1 protein-coding gene is annotated in these 612 nt (G+C 66.3%); it reads right to left on the reverse strand.

All coding sequences use genetic code 11. From position 1 onward, the window contains the following. Window positions 1-612, reverse strand: a 612-nt coding sequence (locus tag Dsi01nite_RS56980) for an AMP-binding protein (RefSeq protein ID WP_203854891.1), incomplete at both ends; no start/stop codon positions are given.

Genomic DNA, 612 nt, shown 5'->3' on the forward strand with positions numbered 1-612 from the left:
CAACCCCGGATCGGTGCGCTGCGCCTCCTCCGCGATCACCAGAGTGCCGCCGGCCGGCAACACCACCGCCACATCCAACACCGCCGCGTCGAAACTGAACGACGCGAACTGCAAACCAGCCTCACCCACCCCCAACCCGAACACCGGCCCCAACACCGCCGACAGGTTCACCACACCGCCATGCGTGACCTGCACACCCTTCGGACGGCCCGTCGAACCCGACGTATAGATCACATACGCCAACTGGTCCGCCCGGACCCGCACCACCGGACGCACACCCGACACCCGCAGATCCGCCTCAGACAACACAATCGACACGCCGGCATCCGCCGTCATGAACTCCAGACGCTCCCGCGGATACGCCGGATCCAACGGCACAAACGCAGCACCCGCCTTCCACACCGCCAACACCGCGACGACCATCCCCACACCACGACCAAACCGCAGCCCCACCACCGACTCCGGACCAACACCCAACCCCGCCAGATGACCGGCCACGCCATCCGACCACGACTCCAACTCGCCGTAGGTCAACCGCTCCGCACCACACACCACCGCAACCACATCAGGATCCGACACCGCCCGCGCACTGATCAGCTCATGCACACCACC

Source organism: Dactylosporangium siamense (assembly GCF_016862795.1).
In the GTDB taxonomy this organism is placed as follows: domain Bacteria; phylum Actinomycetota; class Actinomycetes; order Mycobacteriales; family Micromonosporaceae; genus Dactylosporangium; species Dactylosporangium siamense.